The 2,569-nt window shown below is 69.2% G+C and carries 2 protein-coding genes and 1 pseudogene; all 3 read left to right on the top strand.

The window, feature by feature from the left end:
• Positions 1–170: 170 nt before the first annotated feature.
• Positions 171–1,460, top strand: a pseudogene (gene glpK / locus ABZ646_RS44705) (glycerol kinase GlpK); the annotation flags it as partial.
• A gap of 167 nt (positions 1,461–1,627) precedes the next feature.
• Positions 1,628–1,996, top strand: coding sequence for a hypothetical protein (locus tag ABZ646_RS44700; RefSeq protein WP_360532988.1), 369 nt, complete (start codon positions 1,628–1,630; stop codon positions 1,994–1,996).
• Positions 1,997–2,053: 57 nt separating this feature from the next.
• Positions 2,054–2,239: a hypothetical protein gene (locus ABZ646_RS44695; RefSeq protein WP_360532985.1), complete on the top strand. Its 186-nt coding sequence runs from the start codon at positions 2,054–2,056 to the stop codon at positions 2,237–2,239.
• Positions 2,240–2,569 lie beyond the last annotated feature (330 nt).

Raw genomic sequence — 2,569 nt, 5'->3', positions numbered from 1 at the left:
ACTCCGTGCCCACGGGTTCGTGAGTACTACCGACAGCAGACGACACTGAGACCCCAGCCGCCGTAGCGGTCGGGGTTTTTGCGTTGCCCGGGCCGCGTGGGCGCGGTGGGTGTTTCGGAAGGCCCGGTGCCGTTCGGCCTCGGTCATGCCGGGACCCTGGTCGATCACGTGCCGCCGTCGGCCTGGCCAACCAGCGGGAGACGACGGTGCTCTGGGACCGGCGCACGGGCACCCCGGTGGGCCGGGCGATCGTCTGGCAGGACACCCGCACCGCGCCCCTGGTCGAGGACCTGGGACAGCACCCCGGAGAGGAGTTCTTCCTCGACCGGTGCGGTCTGCCGCCCTCCACCTACTTCTCGGCGCTGCGGCTGCGCTGGATGTTCGACAACGTCAAGGGCCTGGAACAGCGTGCCAGGGACGGCGAGGTGCTGTTCGGCACGATGGAGAGCTGGCTGATCTGGAACATGACCGGTGGCGCCGGCGGCGGTCTGCACATCACCGACGCCACCAACGCCAGCCGCACCATGCTGATGAACATCCACACGCTGACCTGGGACGAGGAACTCCTGGCGTTCTTCGGCGTCCCCCGCGCGATGCTCCCCGAGATCAGGCCCTCCGCGGAGATCTACGGCGAGGCCGGCCCGCCGCTCGCCGGTGTGCCCATCGCGGCCGCGCTCGGCGACCAGCAGGCGGCCCTGTTCGGCCAGACCTGCTTCTCCCCGGGCGAAGCCAAGTGCACGTACGGAACGGGCAGCTTCCTGCTGCTCAACACCGGTACCGACGTCGTGCGGTCCCGGCACGGGCTGCTCACCACGGTGGCCTACCGGATCGGTGACCGGCCGCCCGTCTACGCGCTGGAAGGGTCGATCGCCGTCACCGGTTCCCTGGTCCAGTGGTTCCGTGACCGGCTGGGACTCATCAACAGCGCCCCGGAGATCGAAACGCTCGCCCGGACCGTCGAGGACAACGGCGGCTGCTACATCGTGCCCGCCTTCTCGGGCCTGTTCGCACCGCGCTGGCGCAGCGACGCGCGCGGAGTGATCGTCGGACTCACCTCGTACATCACCAGCGGGCACCTGGCCCGGGCGGTCCTGGAGGCCACCGGCTGGCAGACGCGGGAGGTCGTCGACGCCATGAACGCCGACTCCTCGGTGCGGCTGAAGGAGCTGAAGGTGGACGGGGGCATGACGGCGGACAACCTCCTCATGCAGTTCGTCGCCGACGTGCTCGACGTGCCCGTGGTACGGCCCATGGTCTCCGAGACGGTCTCCCTGGGAGCCGCCTACGCCGCCGGGCTCGCCGCCGGCTACTGGCCGGACCTCGAGGTACTGCGCCGCAACTGGCACCCGGCCGCCCGCTGGCTGCCCGCGATGGACCCCGGCCACCGGGAGACGGAGTACGACAACTGGCAGCGCGCCGTCGAGCGGTCGCTAGGCTGGATCAGACGACCGCAGCCCTAGCGGGGCGGGCGAATTTCCTTTCCGTCATCTGTTTCCCGTCCGTCGACAGCTGTTCCTTCTTTCCGCGTCCTGTTCGCTTCCCTTCGGGCTTGTGTTGACGCGGTGGAAGCCGGATGCCCGGACCCCTACCGTTCATTCGCAGGCGCTTTTCCGCGACCTCGCTTGAAATGGCCGTGAAGGTCTTCAGCAGTTTGTTCGGGGTATTGCCTGAGGACGAGGAATTCGTGGCGAGGGCCCGGCAGGAGGACCTGTCCGTCCGGCTCGTCCACACCAGGCCCGACTGCGAGATCTTCGTGGCACCCCAGGGAGTCCTCGTCGGCGGGCAACCGCAGGGACCGGCGGCGATCACCCTCAAGATGTCCTGCGACACGGCCCACGCGCTGTGGATGGGACGGCTGCTGGTGCCCGTGGCCATCGCCACGGGCCGGCTCCGCATCCGCGGCAAGGTCGCCAAGGTGCTGGAACTGGTGCCGATGCTGCGTCCCGCCTTCGACCGCTACCCGGACATCGCCGCGGCCTCCGGCATCGGCGGGTGACCGGCCGCAGCGCATCCGTCCCGACCACGGAACCATCGTGCAAGGAGTGACATCCCCGTGAACACCGCTCTGTCCGAATCCGTGTCCGAGGCGGCGCTGAACTTCGACGTACATGTTCAGGTCCAGGGCGTTCTGGCTCGCCGTTCCGCGGCGGGCGCGGAGCAGCGCGATCAGCTCATGCCGGGCCACGAGGGTGCCGTACCTCTCGACCAGCGGCTCCAGCAGGTTCATCTGGGTCGGTGACACCGGCACCATCCGGCTGCCGTACCTGAGCAGTCTGTCCTGATCCAGTACGGGCACGCGGTGCGTGCCGGCCCTGGCCCGGAGCGCCGCGACCCGGGCGGCGAAGTCGGCCCTGCTGACCGGCGCCCGGATCCAGTCCTCCCGTGAGTCGCTCAGCACCGGCGGGGTCGCGCCGTTCTCGACCACGAGGAGCCGCGGGATTCCCCGGCGCCGCAACTGCTCCAGTTCCTGCACCTCGACCGGCCAGCGCAGGACACGCACGTCCTGGGTGGCTGAGAATAACTGCCCCTCACTGTATTGCGGCACGAATTATCGTCCCCTTTCGGGTGC

This window comes from Streptomyces sp. NPDC007162 (genome assembly GCF_040634175.1).
GTDB lineage: Bacteria > Actinomycetota > Actinomycetes > Streptomycetales > Streptomycetaceae > Streptomyces.
Note: the sequence above shows the minus strand (reverse complement) of the source record. Positions and strands in the feature narration are given on the sequence as shown.

Coding starts and splice junctions, on each gene's coding strand:
- ABZ646_RS44700 (WP_360532988.1), top strand. CDS start 1,628: ATGGCCGTGAAGGTCTTCAGCAGTTTGTTCGGGGTATTGCCTGAGGAC.